This is a genomic window from Streptomyces sp. NPDC022910 (genome assembly GCF_055561075.1).
This window is the reverse complement of sequence record NZ_JBVHHL010000010.1, coordinates 151,835-167,029: the sequence shown is the minus strand read 5'-3', so window position 1 is coordinate 167,029 and position 15,195 is coordinate 151,835. Positions and strand designations below refer to the sequence as shown.

The 15,195-nt window shown below is 70.3% G+C and carries 9 protein-coding genes; 7 read left to right on the top strand and 2 right to left on the bottom strand.

The features are described from left to right. Positions 1 to 163: 163 nt before the first annotated feature. Positions 164 to 1,654: a GTPase HflX gene (gene hflX / locus ACZ3TS_RS13010; RefSeq protein ID WP_467616828.1), complete on the top strand. Its 1,491-nt coding sequence runs from the start codon at positions 164 to 166 to the stop codon at positions 1,652 to 1,654. Positions 1,655 to 1,747: 93 nt separating this feature from the next. Here hflX and ACZ3TS_RS13005 read toward each other — a convergent pair whose 3' ends face one another. After that, positions 1,748 to 2,974, bottom strand: a complete 1,227-nt coding sequence (locus ACZ3TS_RS13005; protein WP_467616825.1) for a trypsin-like serine peptidase — start codon at positions 2,972 to 2,974, stop codon at positions 1,748 to 1,750. Between the two features lie 517 nt (positions 2,975 to 3,491). Between ACZ3TS_RS13005 and ACZ3TS_RS13000 the strand changes: the two genes are divergently transcribed. The 4 genes from ACZ3TS_RS13000 to ACZ3TS_RS12985 all read left to right on the top strand — a co-directional run bounded on the left by ACZ3TS_RS13000 (position 3,492) and on the right by ACZ3TS_RS12985 (position 10,061). Next, on the top strand, positions 3,492 to 4,853 hold the full coding sequence (locus tag ACZ3TS_RS13000; protein WP_467616942.1) for a diaminobutyrate--2-oxoglutarate transaminase family protein: 1,362 nt from the start codon (positions 3,492 to 3,494) through the stop codon (positions 4,851 to 4,853). A 159-nt stretch (positions 4,854 to 5,012) separates the two neighbouring features. Then, a complete protein-coding gene (locus ACZ3TS_RS12995; RefSeq protein WP_467616823.1) occupies positions 5,013 to 6,929 on the top strand; it encodes an IucA/IucC family protein in 1,917 nt (638 codons plus the stop codon). 39 nt (positions 6,930 to 6,968) lie between these two features. Continuing rightward, positions 6,969 to 7,862 (top strand): GNAT family N-acetyltransferase, encoded by an 894-nt coding sequence (locus ACZ3TS_RS12990; protein WP_467616821.1) that lies wholly within the window; start codon positions 6,969 to 6,971, stop codon positions 7,860 to 7,862. A gap of 225 nt (positions 7,863 to 8,087) precedes the next feature. Further along, a complete protein-coding gene (locus tag ACZ3TS_RS12985) occupies positions 8,088 to 10,061 on the top strand; it encodes an ATP-dependent DNA helicase (protein WP_467616819.1) in 1,974 nt (657 codons plus the stop codon). Between the two features lie 175 nt (positions 10,062 to 10,236). Here ACZ3TS_RS12985 and lexA read toward each other — a convergent pair whose 3' ends face one another. Beyond that, a complete protein-coding gene (gene lexA, locus ACZ3TS_RS12980; RefSeq protein ID WP_329507885.1) occupies positions 10,237 to 11,016 on the bottom strand; it encodes a transcriptional repressor LexA in 780 nt (259 codons plus the stop codon). A gap of 521 nt (positions 11,017 to 11,537) precedes the next feature. On the opposite strand from lexA, the gene nrdR reads away from it, so the two are divergent. Then, on the top strand, positions 11,538 to 12,104 hold the full coding sequence (gene nrdR / locus ACZ3TS_RS12975; RefSeq protein ID WP_467616817.1) for a transcriptional regulator NrdR: 567 nt from the start codon (positions 11,538 to 11,540) through the stop codon (positions 12,102 to 12,104). Positions 12,105 to 12,254: 150 nt separating this feature from the next. Next, a complete protein-coding gene (locus ACZ3TS_RS12970) occupies positions 12,255 to 15,149 on the top strand; it encodes a vitamin B12-dependent ribonucleotide reductase (RefSeq protein ID WP_467616816.1) in 2,895 nt (964 codons plus the stop codon). Positions 15,150 to 15,195: the final 46 nt, after the last annotated feature.

Genomic DNA, 15,195 nt, shown 5'->3' with positions numbered 1-15,195 from the left:
GGCCGCGCCGTGCGACCATCGTCGGGTCGGCGGCGCGGCCCCAGGGCTGCGGTGTCGGGAATGTCCCGGGCCGCTCGAGCGTTGACGCATTTGGCGACTCGTGTGGCCGACGCGGCCCGCACCCCGTCGCCGCAGACGGAATCCCCAACGACGTAAGGACCCAATGACCTCCTCTTCTTCCCCTTCCCAGGAAACCAAGCGCTTTGCGGACGCCTACCCCGAGGGTCTTCGGGCCGACGCCCTGATGGAAGAGGACGTCGCCTGGAGCCACGAGATCGACGGAGAGCGGGACGGCGACCAGTTCGACCGCTCCGAGCGCGCGGCGCTGCGCCGTGTCGCGGGCCTGTCCACCGAGCTCGAGGACGTCACCGAGGTCGAGTACCGACAGCTGCGCCTGGAGCGCGTCGTGCTCGTCGGGGTGTGGACCTCGGGAACCGTTCAGGATGCCGAGAACTCCCTCGCGGAGCTGGCCGCCCTCGCGGAGACCGCGGGCGCGCTCGTGCTCGACGGCGTGATCCAGCGCCGCGACAAGCCTGACGCGGCGACCTACATCGGTTCCGGCAAGGCCGAGGAGCTGCGGGACGTCGTGATCGAGACGGGCGCCGACACCGTCATCTGCGACGGTGAGCTGAGCCCCGGCCAGCTGATCCACCTCGAGGACGTCGTCAAGGTCAAGGTCATCGACCGCACGGCCCTGATCCTGGACATCTTCGCCCAGCACGCCAAGTCCCGCGAGGGCAAGGCCCAGGTCGCGCTCGCACAAATGCAGTACATGCTGCCGAGGCTGCGCGGCTGGGGCCAGTCGCTGTCCCGCCAGATGGGTGGCGGCAGCGGCGGCCTGGCAACCCGTGGTCCCGGTGAGACCAAGATCGAGACGGACCGGCGGCGGATCCGCGAGAAGATGGCGAAGATGCGCCGGGAGATCGCGGAGATGAAGACCGGCCGCGAGATCAAGCGCCAGGAGCGCAGGCGCCACAAGGTGCCCTCGGTCGCCATCGCGGGTTACACCAACGCCGGAAAGTCGTCCCTGCTCAACCGCCTCACGGGCGCGGGCGTGCTGGTCGAGAACGCGCTGTTCGCGACCCTCGATCCGACCGTGCGCCGGGCCGAGACCCCGAGCGGGCGGCTGTACACGCTGGCGGACACCGTCGGCTTTGTACGGCACCTGCCGCACCACCTGGTCGAGGCGTTCCGCTCCACGATGGAGGAGGTCGGCGACTCCGACCTGATCCTGCACGTGGTGGACGGTTCGCACCCGGCGCCCGAGGAGCAGCTTGCCGCCGTGCGCGAGGTGATCAGGGACGTCGGCGCCACCGACGTGCCCGAGATCGTCGTGATCAACAAGGCGGACGCGGCCGACCCGCTGGTGCTCCAGCGGCTGATGCGGATCGAGAAGCGTTCCATCGCGGTCTCGGCGCGCACCGGCAGAGGCATCCAGGAACTGCTCGGGCTCATCGACAACGAGTTGCCCAGGCCGTCCGTCGAGATCGAGGCGCTCGTGCCCTACACACTGGGCCGTCTGGTCGCGCGCGCCCACTCCGAGGGTGAGGTGATCTCCGAGGAGCACACCACGGAGGGCACGCTGCTCAAGGCACGGGTGCACGAGGAACTGGCCGCGGAGCTGACACCGTACGTTCCGGCTCCGGCGCTCTGACCCACGGCGAACCGGAGTCGCTCCGACCCACAAGCGGAAAGGCCCGCTCCCTCAAAAGGGAGCGGGCCTTCGCGCATCCTCGGGCCCGGTGTGTCACCCTCTCGCGAACTTCTTGCTGACCGAGTCGTAGACACCCTTGGCCACGTCGCCCAGCCGCGGTCCGGCCAGCCAGCCCGCGGTCACCGGGCCGATGGAGGTGTTGGAGACCAGCGCGGGCTTGCCGTCCGAGCCCGTCTCCACCCAGCCGCCGCCGGACGAACCGCCCGTCATGGTGCAGCCGATGCGGTACATCGTCGGATCCGTCCTCACGATCGAGAGCCGGCCCGGCTTGTCCTGGCACTGGTACAGCTTCTGGCCGTCGAACGGGGCCGCGGCCGGGTAGCCGGTCGCCGTGATGCTGTCGACCTTGGGCACGGCCGGCGCGTTGAAGTTCACCGGAAGCGCCGAACCGACCATCTCCTCCAGCGACTTGCCGCCGTTGCCCTTCTCCGGCGTCACATGGATGACGGCGAAGTCGTACGACGCGCCCTGGCCGCCGGTCTCGCCGCCCTGCTCGATCCACTGCTGTGAGGTCTGCGCCCAGTCACCCCACCAGACGCCGTAGGGGGCGACCTCCTCCCGTGTCGCGTTCTGCAGCTCGGCCTCGTTCTTCCCGGAGTTGTTGTACGCCGGCACGAACGCGATGTTGCGGTACCAGCCGCCCTTCTTGCCCGCGTGCACACAGTGGCCCGCGGTCCACACGAGGTTGGACTTGCCGGGATGGGCCGGGTCCTCGACCACCGTCGCCGAGCAGACCATCGTGCCCTCGGGGGAGTCGAAGAACACCTTGCCCGCCGTGGGCGCCTCGTCGTGGTACGGGGGCTGCACCGCCTGCGCCTGCACCGGGGCCGGGGTCGGGTCAGTGACGCCCTGGTCGCCCGAGAGGTCGTTGTCGTCGACGCCCTTGTCGGGGTCATTGGCCTCGCGCATCCGGTCCGGGTTCCACAGGCCCTTGATGATCGGGTTGATGAAGTCGTCGGCCTCGCGCAGCCAGTCGTCCTTGTTCCAGTTCTTCCAGGCGCCGTTCTTCCACTTGTCGATGTCGATCCCGTGTTCCCTGAGCTTCTGCTTGATGTCGTCCGGGATCTTGATCTTGCCGTCGCCCGCGGAGGACGCGGACGCCCTCGCCTCGCCGCTCGCCGCGGTGTCCCCGCCCGAATCGCATGCGGTCGCGGTCAGCGCCAGCGCCGTGGCGAGGCCGACCGCGGCCAGCACGGGGGAGGTTCCGCGGCGGGCGCTCCGTTCCCGGCGGGCGGCGAAGAGCGGGCGTATGGGTCGCATGGTCTGAACTCCCCCTGCAATGAACCTGTGTGAAGAGACGGTGACCGCCGTGGAGGCCGGGACGTCGTAGATGATCATTCGATTCCACTGAACGGCACCACACACTATGCGCTCGCCGTGAGTGACTTCCGACGGAACGGCAACGGTTTCGCTACGGCGTTGATCATCGATGTCCTGTCTCCGGCGGGCTGGTCAGGTGTCAAGGACGGCCTCAAGGGCTCGCGTCGAGGACTCTCACCAAGGACCCGCGTCGAGGATCAGGGCAACGATCGCGGCAAGGATCGCGGCAAGGATCTTGCGCCCACCCGCTTCCGCAGGCCGTTCACATCGTTGGTACGCACGGGGGGAACTGCCGTCCGTGCTCATACGTTCGCCCCAGCCCCTCTGGACAGCGGGAGGAACTGACGTCGTGACCGTGACGGAGACTGCGGTGGTGCCGGTGGAGGGCGAACCGGAGGGCTGCGCGGCAGCGGAGGGGAAGCGCTCGGCGCGCGAGGCGACGCGCGATACCGGGGCGGTGTACGCGGCGCACGAGAGCATTCTGCGGCGCCAGTCGGCGCGCGAGTCCGCCGCGCGCACCTATGCGCGCGCCCTGCCGATCGTGCCCGTGCGGGCGCGTGGGCTCACCATCGAGGGTGCGGACGGCCGTCGTTACCTCGACTGCCTCTCCGGTGCGGGCACGCTGGCCCTCGGCCACAACCACCCGGTGGTCCTGGAGGCGATCCGGAAGGTCCTCGACTCGGGTGCGCCGCTGCACGTCCTGGACCTGGCCACCCCCGTCAAGGACGCCTTCACCACCGAGTTGTTCAGCACCCTGCCGCCCGGCCTCGCCGACCGAGCGCGCGTGCAGTTCTGCGGTCCGGCAGGGACGGACGCCGTGGAGGCGGCGCTCAAGCTGGTGCGCGCGGCGACCGGCCGGAGCGGCATTCTCGCCTTCACCGGCGCCTACCACGGGATGACCGCGGGGGCACTTGAGGCGTCCGGAGGCGCGACCGACGTCCGTGTGACCCGGCTGCCGTATCCGCAGGACTACCGCTGCCCCTTCGGGCTCGGCGGCGAGCGCGGCGCCGAAATCTCCGCCCGCTGGACCGAGTCCCTGCTCGACGACGCCAAGTCGGGCGTGCCACTGCCCGCCGGGATGATCCTCGAACCGGTCCAGGGGGAGGGCGGGGTCAACCCCGCGCCGGATGCCTGGATGCGCCGCATGCGACAGATCACCGAGAGCCGGTCGATCCCGCTGATCGCGGACGAAGTCCAGACCGGTGTGGGCCGCACCGGACGCTTCTGGGCGGTCGAGCACAGCGGCGTGGTCCCCGACGTGATGGTCCTCTCCAAGGCGATCGGCGGCAGCCTGCCGCTCGCGGTCGTGGTCTACCGCGACGACCTCGACGTCTGGCGACCCGGCGACCACGCGGGCACGTTCCGCGGCAACCAACTCGCCATGGCCGCGGGCACGGCGACCCTCGCGTACGTACGTGAGCACCGCCTCGCCGAGCGCGCGGCCGTGCTCGGCACCCGCATATTGGCCCAACTGCGCTCCCTGGCGGCTGAGTTGCCGTGCATCGGGGACGTGCGGGGCCGGGGGCTGATGATCGGCATCGAGCTGGTGAACCCCGAGGCCACACCCGAATCGGCGCCCCTGGACTCCCCGACCGCCGATCCCGGGGGCGTCGGGCCCCGCCCCGCCGCGCCCGCACTGGCCACCGCCGTCCAGCGGGAGTGTCTGCGGCGTGGCCTGATCGTGGAACTGGGCGGGCGCCAGGCGAGCGTCATCCGGCTGCTGCCGCCGCTGACCATCAGCGACGAGCAGACGAGCGCGGTCCTGGACCGGCTCGCGGACGCGGTGACCGCCGTGGCACGGGGCCCTGTCCGCCCCTGAGCCCGGCCCCGCTCGTCGACCGGCACCACAGCCGATCCGCCCCCCGGCCCCAGGCCCCGGCCCGAGACCAGCAGGAAGGCCGAAGTCCCTGCACCCGCCCTCACGCCCGCACCGCACGGCCCGTCGCCGCACGAGCCGGAGACCTCACGAGGAACGCCCTTGAACGCCACCCCCACCCCTGACGGCGGCTCCCGGACCCCGGAGCGGGAGGCCGGCAACACACTGGCCACCGCGCTCGCACCCGGGTCCCATGCTGTTCCCTCGCAGGGGGCAGCGTCACCCGAGGCCGAGGAGGTGCGCGGTGCCGTGGCCGACCTGCTGGAGCACCCCGATCCGCATACGGCGGCCCAAGCCGCGACCGTGGAGAACCTGCTTCGCTGCTGGGTCCGCGAGCACGACCTCGCCACTCCTGCCGACGGCACTCTGCGCATCCCGCTCCCCGCCTGCGGTACGGCCCTCCTCGCCCCGGTCCACTACTGGTCCCCGACCGGCTGGCACCGCTTCGGGCCGCCGCGTCTGGCCGGCGCACCGGAGTCGGCCCCGCCCGCGGACGCGGTGACCGTGGCGACACTGCTGGCCCGGGAGACGGGACCGACGTACCCCCCTGGCTTCTTCCCCAGCCACGTGGCCGATCTGGTAGCCGGCGTCGCCGACTCCGTGCGCCGCACCACGACCTTCGTCGCGGAGCGACGCGAGCGCCCCGCGGACGGGACGGACCTCTTCCTCTCCTCCGAACAGGCCCTGGTGCTCGGGCACCCGTTGCATCCGACGGCCAAGAGCCGCGATGGCCTCTCCGACGCCGAGGCCCGGCTCTACTCGCCCGAACTGCGCGGCTCCTTCCCGCTGCACTGGCTGGCGGTCTCGCCCTCGGCCGTCGCCGCCGACTCGGCGTGGACGGAACGCGGCCGGCCCGTGCCCGCCGAATGGTTGACCCAACGGCTCGCGGGCACTGAGCTCCCGCTGCCCGACGGCTACACCGCACTGCCGCTGCACCCCTGGCAGGCGCGCGAGATCCGGCACCGCCCCCAGTCCGCGGCCCTGCTGGATGCCGGGCTCCTCCGCGACCTCGGCCCGCACGGGGAACCCTGGCACCCCACATCCTCGGTGCGCACCGTGCACCGCTCGGGTGTCCCCGCGATGCTGAAGCTGTCGCTGGGCCTGCGCATCACCAACTCCCGCCGCGAGAACCTCCGCAAGGAACTCCACCGGGGTGTCGAGGTGCACCGACTGCTGCGCGGTGGCCTCGGCAAGCAGTGGCGGTCCGTACACCCCGGCTTCGACATCGTCCGCGACCCGGCGTGGCTCGGCGTCGACGACGGCGACGGCACCCCGGTGGCCGGGCTGGACGTGGTGATCCGCCACAACCCGTTCGGCCCGACGGACGACGCCTCCTGCATCGCCGGCCTCATCTCGCCCAGGCCCCGCGCCCTGCCGGCAGGGCAGCGGTACCCCCTCGTGCGCTCCCGGCTCGCCGAGACGGTGACCCGCCTCGCCGGGCGCACCGGCCGCTCGCGCGGCGCCGTCGCCACCGAGTGGTTCCTGCGCTACCTCGAACGGGTGGTGCGCCCCGTGCTCTGGCTGGACGGCGAGGCCGGCATCGCACTGGAGGCCCACCAGCAGAACACCGTGGTCCTGCTGGATCCGGAAGGCTGGCCCGTCGGCGGCCGCTACCGCGACAACCAGGGCTACTACTTCCGGGAGTCCCGCCGCGCCGAACTCGACGCCCGGCTGCCCGGCATCGGGGAGCGGAGCGACACGTTCGTCTCCGACGAGGTGACCGAGGAACGCTTCGCCTACTACCTCGGCATCAACAACGTGTTCGGCCTCATCGGCGCGTTCGGCTCCCAGCACCTCGCCGATGAACAGCTCTTGCTCGCGGCCTTCCGCCGATTCCTCGCCGACGCCGCCACCGGGGCCGCCCGGTTGCGCACGTCCCTGCCCGCCCGCCTGCTCGAGTCACCCGTCCTGCGCTGCAAGGCCAATCTGCTGACCCGGCTGCACGGCCTCGACGAACTCGTCGGCCCGGTGGACACCCAGTCCGTCTACGTCACCATCACCAACCCCCTTCACTCCTGAGGAACATGCCTCATCCCGTCTCCTGAGAGGAGCGTCGCCGTGCCCCCCACCGATGCGAGCACCGGCGTCGGCCGCGCCTCCGCCCCCGCCGCGGGGCCCGCCGCCGACACGGGCTCCGGATCCGCCGGCCGAGCCCGTCCCGGCCCGGGCTCCGGCTCGGACTGCGAGGACACCCTCGACCTACGGCTGCCTGACCAGTTCACGGCGCTCGGCGCGGAGGAAAGCGCGGCCCGGAGCAGGGCGGCGAGCCTCACCAAGGTCGCCGAACCGGCCGTGGTGACCGCCGCACCTGCGGCACCCTCCCCCGCCGCACCGGTCGCTCGTACCGACATCCCCCAGGACGACGACCTCCTCGACCACATCGCCGACTGGGGCGCGACCTCGACCGCCGCCGGGGTCTTCCACCTCGTTCCCGTCCACCTCGGCCGCGATCTGCCACTGATCGCCCGCTGGATGAACGACCCCGCGGTGGCGGTCTTCTGGGACCTGGCGGGAGACGCCTCGGTGACCGAGCTGCACCTGCGAGCCCAACTCGCCGACGACGGACGCAGCGTCCCCTGCCTCGGCGTGCTGGACGGCACCCCCATGAGCTACTGGGAGATCTACCGAGCGGACCTGGACCCGCTGGCCCGCCATTACCCCGCCCGGCCCCACGACACCGGGGTCCACCTCCTCATCGGCGGCGTCGCCGACCGCGGACGCGGCCTGGGCTCCACACTGCTGCGTGCCGTCGCCGACCTCGTCCTCGACCGGCGTCCCTCCTGCACACGTGTCGTCGCCGAACCCGACCTTCGCAACACCCCCTCCGTCGCCGCCTTCCTGAACGCCGGCTTCCGGTTCTCCGCCGAGGTCGACCTGCCCGACAAGCGGGCCGCCCTGATGGTCCGTGACCGCGCCCTGCGCCATCTGCTCCAGGGCCATCACTCTCTGTAACGGAGCTCGATCCCTCATCGGTTCCCAGCCGCCGTCATCCGTTTTTTCGTTCCAACCATCTCGTCGGCCCCCTGCCGCCCCCATCGCTCCCAGTCAAGGAATCTTGTGCCGCATCCGCCCCCCACGCCGGAATCCGTCCCGACCCTGCGTGCCACGCGTGAGCCCCCGGTGCGCTGCGGGCTTCAGCGCCCGTTTGTCAGTGACGGGCCGTAGGGTGGTCGCGCTATGACAAAGCCCTCACTCCCCGAACTCCTGCACGCAGCCGTCACAGCCGTCGGCGGCACGGAGCGCCCCGGCCAGGTGACCATGGCCCAAGCCGTCGCGGAGGCGATCGACGACGGTTCCCATCTGCTGGTCCAGGCCGGCACCGGTACCGGAAAGTCGCTGGGCTATCTGGTGCCCGCGCTCGCTCACGGGGAGCCAGTCGTAGTAGCGACCGCCACCCTGGCCCTGCAGCGTCAGCTGGTAGAGCGCGACCTGCCGCGCACGGTCGAGGCGCTCCACCCGCTGCTGCGCCGCCGGCCGGAGTTCGCGATGCTCAAGGGCCGGTCGAACTACCTGTGTCTGCACCGCCTGCACGAGGGCGTGCCGCAGGACGAGGAGGACGGCCTCTTCGACCAGTTCGAGGCCGCCGCGCCGACCAGCAAGCTGGGTCAGGACCTGCTGCGGCTGCGCGACTGGTCGCAGGAGACGGAGAGCGGCGACCGCGACGATCTGACCCCGGGCGTCTCGGACCGCGCCTGGGCCCAGGTGTCGGTGTCGTCCCGGGAGTGCCTGGGCGCCTCGAAGTGCGCGTACGGCGCCGAGTGCTTCGCCGAGATGGCCCGCGAGCGCGCCAAGCTCGCCGAAGTCGTCGTCACGAACCATGCGCTGCTCGCGATCGACGCCATCGAGGGCGCGCCGGTCCTTCCGCAGCACGAGGTGCTGATCGTCGACGAGGCCCACGAGCTGGTCTCCCGGGTGACGGGTGTCGCCACCGGCGAGCTCACTCCCGGCCAGGTCAACCGGGCCGTGCGCCGCGCCGCCAAGCTCGTCAACGAGAAGGCCGCCGACCAGCTCCAGACCGCCGCCGAGGGCTTCGAGCGCCTGATGGAGCTGGCTCTGCCCGGGCGCCTGGAAGAGATCCCGGAGGACCTCGGGTACGCACTCATGGCGTTGCGCGACGCTGCCCGTACGGTGATCTCCGCGCTCGGAACCACCCGTGACAAGTCTGTCCAGGACGAGGATGCCGTCCGCAAGCAGGCGCTGGCCTCCGTGGAGAGCGTGCACGACGTGGCGGAGCGGATCACCAACGGCTCCGAGTGGGACGTCGTCTGGTACGAGCGCCACGACCGCTTCGGCGCGTCCCTGCGTGTCGCCCCCATGTCCGTGTCGGGGCTCCTGAGGGAGAAGCTCTTCACGGACCGCTCGGTGATCCTGACGTCCGCCACGCTGAAGCTGGGCGGGGATTTCAACGGTGTCGGGGCGTCCCTCGGTCTCGCCCCCGAAGGCACGGAGGGAGACGACCTGCCCCAATGGAAGGGCGTCGACGTCGGCTCTCCCTTCGACTATCCGAAGCAGGGCATCCTGTATGTCGCGAAGCATCTGTCGCGGCCCGCGCGCGACGGCGACCGCGGGGACATGCTGGACGAGCTGACGGAGCTGATCCAGGCGGCCGGCGGCCGCACGCTGGGTCTGTTCTCGTCGATGCGGGCCGCCCAGCTCGCCGCAGAGGAGCTGCGGACCCGCATTCCCGAGTTCCCGATCCTCCTCCAGGGCGAGGAGACGCTCGGCGAGCTGATCAAGAACTTCACGGCCGACCCGACGACATGCCTGTTCGGCACGCTCTCGCTCTGGCAAGGGGTCGACGTCCCCGGCCCCAGCTGTCAGCTGGTCGTCATGGACAAGATCCCCTTCCCGCGCCCCGACGACCCGCTGATGAGCGCCCGTCAGAAGGCCGTCGAGGACGCCGGGGGCAACGGCTTCATGGCCGTCGCCGCCACGCACGCCGCACTGCTGATGGCGCAGGGCGCAGGCCGCCTGGTACGCGCGTCGGGGGACCGCGGCGTGGTGGCGGTACTGGATCAGCGGCTGGCCACGGCCCGCTATGGCGGCTATCTGAAGGCGTCACTTCCCGGCTTCTGGTACACAACGGACCGTAACCAGGTCCGCAGATCGCTGGCGGCGATCGACGCGGCGGCGAAGGCGCAGGACGCGTAACCGGGCGAGGCGCGGTTTTGCGCACGTCAGTGCGCTGTCCCACGGCCCGGCCGTGGGACAGCGCACTGACGTGGACTCCGAGCGGCCCCGGACAACATGGGCCCCGGAACCGGCGCAGGGGTCCCGGGGCCCGGATCAGGGGTGAGCGTCGCAGGGGCCGCCTGCCGCGATGGAGTCACACCCGCCGCAGCACCGCCACGACCTTGCCGAGGATCGTCGCCTCGTCACCGGGGATCGGCTGGTACGCGGAGTTGTGCGGCAGCAACCAGACGTGGCCGTCCTCGCGCTTGAAGCGCTTGACGGTGGCCTCGCCGTCGAGCATCGCGGCCACGATGTCGCCGTTCTCGGCGACGGGCTGGCGGCGGACCGTGACCCAGTCTCCGTCGCAGATCGCCGCCTCGATCATGGAGTCGCCGACGACCTTCAGGACGAAGAGCTCACCGTCGCCGACGAGCTGCCGGGGGAGCGGGAACACGTCCTCGACCGACTCCTCGGCGAGGATGGGGCCACCGGCGGCGATGCGGCCGACGAGCGGGACGTACGACGCGGCGGGCTTGCCCGCGGTGTCCGTGGGCTGCACGGAGGCCGACTGGTCCGAGCCGCGCACTTCGTACGCACGCGGGCGGTGCGGGTCGCGACGCAGGAAGCCCTTGCGCTCCAGCGCCATCAGCTGGTGTGCCACCGAGGAGGTGCTGGAGAGGCCCACGGCCTGACCGATCTCCCGCATCGACGGCGGGTAGCCGCGCCGCTGCACGGAGTCTCGGATGACCTCGATCACCCTGCGCTGCCGGTCGGTCAGCCCGGAGCTGTCCGCCCGGATGCCTGGAGGTCGGCCGGGCAGGGACCTCTTTGGTCCCTCATGGTTCGTGGCTTCGTTCATGGCATGCACCGGCTCGAGTCGGCCCTGGGAGCGGTCCTGGGCAGTGATGGTGGCACTGTCTGCGGTGGTGGTCACGTCGGCCCCTCTCGATGGTCTCCCGTGCAGCACAACGGTAGTTGCTTTCGAAAGGTTGCGCCAAACACACGTTCGAGTGAAAAACCGCAAATTTACCTGACGTGATCAGGTGCCCGGGTGTATGGCTGCCGTCGCCCCCGACGGACGAAAGGGCCCATTGCTGTACGGTTCACCGCCGGGGCGATGGCCTTGTGGGCCGCCGCGGTCGGCGCCCAGTCTGCCATCCGACGCCTCGCGGGCCGGGTACCGGCCCCTCTTCTTCATGTGGTGTCCACCGTATCCGCGCATGGCCCGCTCCGGTATGGCCGTGCGGCACATGCCAATCCGCCCGTCGTGGGCGTGTCGCGGCCGAATGTACGAGCCAATCGCTACATGTAGTGGTTGGATTTCGGCAGCAGCCCAGAAGTTGTGGTCCCCCCGGTCTTCACGGTCCAGGAGATCGCCTATGCTTGGGGCTGCTTCGAGGGGCCTGTGAGGCCCAGCGAGGTCTATGAGTCGTGCTGAAAAGGAGGGTTGGAGCCATGTACTGCCCCTTCTGCAGGCACCCCGACAGCCGCGTCGTCGACAGTCGTACGACCGACGACGGCACGTCCATCCGCAGGCGCCGCCAGTGCCCCGGCTGCTCCCGTCGTTTCACGACGGTGGAGACGTGCTCGCTCATGGTGGTCAAGCGGTCCGGAGTCACGGAGCCCTTCAGTCGCACCAAGGTCATCAACGGCGTGCGCAAGGCATGCCAGGGGCGGCCTGTCACCGAGGATGCACTCGCCCAGCTCGGCCAGCGGGTCGAGGAGGCGGTGCGGGCCACCGGGAGTGCCGAGCTGACCACCCACGACGTGGGTCTGGCCATACTCGGCCCCTTGCAGGAGCTCGACCTCGTCGCCTATCTGCGGTTCGCGTCCGTGTACCGGGCGTTCGACTCGTTGGAGGACTTCGAGGCCGCCATCGCGGAACTCAGGGAACAGCAGCGCGGGCGCCCCGCCGTGGACGACGACGACCACGAGAACGCTGTCGCGGAGCACCAGGGAACGGACCGCGGGTCCGGAGGGACGGCCGACGTCCCCGTGCCCGCGACCACCGCCGCCGACTGACGGGAGGGCCGGCCCGCACCGGCCCCGTCGGCGGCGCACACAGACCCGTCACGCGCGCTCCCGCGCGACGCGCGTGACAAGCAGACACAACACCGTGCCATGGGAAGAAAAGGGCACTTCAGGGCGTTATCGCCCGTACAGGGAGGCGGCATGACAGAGACGGCGAGCGGTCCGGCACGAGGTTCCCGAGCGAAGGGCGCCAAGGCCACCAGGGGACTGCGCATCGAGCGCATCCACACGACCCCCGGCGTGCACCCGTACGACGAGGTCGAGTGGGCGCGCCGTGACGTCGTCATGACCAACTGGCGCGACGGCTCGGTCAACTTCGAGCAGCGTGGCGTCGAGTTCCCCGAGTTCTGGTCGGTGAACGCGGTCAACATCGTCACCAGCAAGTACTTCCGCGGTGCCGTCGGCACCCCGCAGCGCGAGACCAGCCTCAAGCAGCTGATCGACCGCATCGTGAAGACGTACCGGAAGGCCGGTGAGGACTACAAGTACTTCACCTCGCCCGCCGACGCGGAGATCTTCGAGCACGAACTGGCGTACGCCCTCCTGCACCAGATCTTCAGCTTCAACAGCCCCGTCTGGTTCAACGTCGGCACCCCGCAGCCCCAGCAGGTCTCCGCCTGCTTCATCCTGTCTGTCGACGACTCCATGGAGTCGATCCTCGACTGGTACAAGGAAGAGGGCATGATCTTCAAGGGCGGCTCCGGCGCCGGCCTGAACCTCTCCCGCATCCGCTCCTCCAAGGAGCTGCTCTCCTCGGGCGGCAACGCCTCAGGTCCGGTCTCCTTCATGCGCGGCGCCGACGCCTCCGCGGGAACGATCAAGTCGGGCGGTGCCACTCGCCGCGCCGCCAAGATGGTCATCCTGGACGTCGACCACCCGGACGTCGAGGACTTCATCGAGACCAAGGTCAAGGAGGAGGAGAAGATCCGCGCCCTGCGCGACGCGGGCTTCGACATGGACCTCGGCGGTGAGGACATCACCTCCGTCCAGTACCAGAACGCCAACAACTCGGTCCGCGTCAACGACACCTTCATGAAGGCCGTCGAGAACGGCGGGAAGTTCGGTCTGCGTGCCCGCATGACCGGCGAGGTCATCGAGGAGGTGGACGCCAAGGCGCTCTTCCGCAAGATGGCCGAGGCCGCCTGGGCCTGCGCCGACCCCGGCATCCAGTACGACGACACGATCAACCACTGGCACACGTGCCCGGAGTCCGGCCGTATCAACGGCTCGAACCCGTGCAGTGAGTACATGCACCTGGACAACACGTCCTGCAACCTCGCCTCGCTGAACCTGATGAAGTTCCTGAAGGACGACGGCAAGGGCAGCCAGTCCTTCGACGTCGAGCGCTTCTCGCAGGTCGTCGAGCTGGTCATCACCGCGATGGACATCTCGATCTGCTTCGCGGACTTCCCGACCCAGAAGATCGGCGAGAACACCCGCGCCTTCCGCCAGCTCGGCATCGGCTACGCCAACCTCGGTGCCCTGCTCATGGCGACCGGTCACGCCTACGACTCCGACGGCGGCCGCGCCCTGGCCGGTGCCATCACCTCCCTGATGACCGGCACGGCGTACAAGCGCTCCGCCGAGCTGGCCGCGGTCGTCGGCCCGTACGACGGCTACGCCCGCAACGAGCAGCCCCACCTGCGTGTCATGAAGCAGCACTCCGACGCCAACGCGAAGGCCGTCCGCATGGACGACCTCGACACCCCGGTGTGGGCCGCCGCCACGGAGGCATGGCAGGACGTGCTCCGCCTCGGCGAGAAGAACGGCTTCCGCAACTCCCAGGCGTCCGTCCTCGCCCCGACCGGCACCATCGGTCTGGCGATGTCCTGCGACACCACCGGTGTGGAGCCGGACCTGGCGCTGGTCAAGTTCAAGAAGCTGGTCGGCGGCGGCTCGATGCAGATCGTCAACGGCACCGTGCCGCAGGCGCTGCGCCGCCTCGGCTACCAGGAGGAGCAGATCGAGGCGATCGTCGCCCACATCGCCGAGCACGGCAATGTGATCGACGCGCCGGGCCTCAAGCACGAGCACTACGAGGTCTTCGACTGCGCCATGGGCGAGCGCGCCATCTCCCCGATGGGCCACGTCCGGATGATGGCCGCGATCCAGCCGTGGATCTCCGGCGCCATCTCCAAGACGGTCAACATGCCGGAGTCGGCGACCGTCGAGGAGGTCGAGGAGATCTACTTCGAGGCCTGGAAGCTGGGCATCAAGGCGCTCGCGATCTACCGCGACAACTGCAAGGTCGGCCAGCCGCTCTCCGCGAAGAAGAAGGAGGACGAGAAGGCCGAGGTGACCGCAAAGGCCGAGGCGACGATCCGCGAGACCGTCGAGAAGGTCGTCGAGTACCGCCCGGTCCGCAAGCGCCTCCCGAAGGGTCGTCCCGGCATCACCACCTCCTTCACCGTCGGCGGCGCCGAAGGCTACATGACTGCCAACTCCTACCCGGACGACGGTCTCGGTGAGGTCTTCCTGAAGATGTCCAAGCAGGGCTCGACCCTCGCGGGCATGATGGACGCCTTCTCCATCGCGGTCTCGGTGGGTCTGCAGTACGGCGTGCCGCTGGAGACGTACGTCTCGAAGTTCACCAACATGCGCTTCGAGCCTGCCGGTATGACGGACGACCCGGACGTGCGGATGGCGCAGTCGATCGTCGACTACATCTTCCGCCGCCTGGCGCTGGACTTCCTGCCCTTCGAGACGCGCTCCGCGCTCGGCATCCACTCGGCCGAGGAGCGTCAGCGCCATCTGGAGACCGGCTCCTACGAGCCGACCGAGGACGAGGTCGACGTCGAGGGCCTGGCCCAGTCGGCTCCGCGCGCCCAGGAGTTGAAGGCGGTCGCCACCCCACGGACCGAGACGGCGGCGGCCAAGCCGGCCCCGAAGCAGGCGCACACCAGCGCGGAGCTGGTGGAGATGCAGCTGGGCATCCAGGCGGACGCACCGCTGTGCTTCTCCTGCGGCACGAAGATGCAGCGGGCGGGCTCCTGCTACATCTGCGAGGGCTGCGGCTCGACGAGCGGCTGCAGCTGACCCGATCCACTGAAGGGCGGCGCGACCGACGGTCGCGCCGCCCTTC

Excerpts from the sequence above, each read along its gene's own strand:
- hflX (WP_467616828.1), top strand. The coding sequence starts at position 164 with ATGACCTCCTCTTCTTCCCCTTCCCAGGAAACCAAGCGCTTTGCGGAC.
- ACZ3TS_RS13005 (WP_467616825.1), bottom strand. The coding sequence starts at position 2,974 with ATGCGACCCATACGCCCGCTCTTCGCCGCCCGCCGGGAACGGAGCGCC.
- ACZ3TS_RS12985 (WP_467616819.1), top strand. The coding sequence starts at position 8,088 with ATGACAAAGCCCTCACTCCCCGAACTCCTGCACGCAGCCGTCACAGCC.
- nrdR (WP_467616817.1), top strand. The coding sequence starts at position 11,538 with ATGTACTGCCCCTTCTGCAGGCACCCCGACAGCCGCGTCGTCGACAGT.
- ACZ3TS_RS12970 (WP_467616816.1), top strand. The coding sequence starts at position 12,255 with ATGACAGAGACGGCGAGCGGTCCGGCACGAGGTTCCCGAGCGAAGGGC.